This is a genomic window from Streptomyces sp. 130 (genome assembly GCF_007096885.1).
Taxonomy (GTDB): Bacteria; Actinomycetota; Actinomycetes; order Streptomycetales; family Streptomycetaceae; genus Streptomyces.
This window is the reverse complement of sequence record NZ_VJNO01000121.1, coordinates 1-695: the sequence shown is the minus strand read 5'-3', so window position 1 is coordinate 695 and position 695 is coordinate 1. Positions and strand designations below refer to the sequence as shown.

General features: G+C 67.9%; 1 pseudogene. It reads right to left on the bottom strand.

The window, feature by feature from the left end:
* Positions 1-695, bottom strand: a pseudogene (locus FKN01_RS32280) (class I tRNA ligase family protein); the annotation flags it as partial.

Here is a 695-nt window from a genome sequence, read left to right as displayed (position 1 = left end):
CAGTTGGTCTTCTCGTTCTCCTCAAGCAGCCGCTCCTTCACCGCCGTCGTACGGATGTACCAGGACGGCTGCGCGTAATACAGCAGCGCCGTGTGACAGCGCCAGCAGTGCGGATAGCTGTGCTCGAAGGACTCGTGGCGGAAGAGCAGGCCGCGGGTCTCCAGATCCTTCAGGACGGTGGCGTCGGCGTCCTTGAAGAACTGGCCGCCCACCAGGTCGAGTCCGTCCTCGAAGGTGCCGTCGGCACGGACGGGATTGACCAGCGGCAGCCCGTAGGCCTTGCAGACCCTGTAGTCGTCCTCGCCGAAGGCGGGGTTGGTGTGGACGAGCCCGGTGCCCGCCTCGGTGGTGACGTGCGGACCGTTGAGCACGATGTGGGCGCCCTCCATCGGGACGACCTGGAACGGCGGCCGGTAGCTCCAGCGCTCCATCTCGGCGCCCGTGAAGGACTCGCCCGTCTTCTCCCAGCCCTCGCCGAGCGCGGAGGCCATGAGTGCCTCGGCGACGACCACCTTCTCGTTGCCGTCCGTGGCCACGACATACGTGATGTCGGCGCCGGCCGATACGGCGGTGTTGGAGATGAGCGTCCAAGGCGTCGTCGTCCACGCGATCAGGGAGGCCTCGCCGGCCAGCGGGCCGGAGGTGAGCGGGAAGCGCACGAAGACCGAGGGGTCGACGACCGTCTCGTAGCCCTG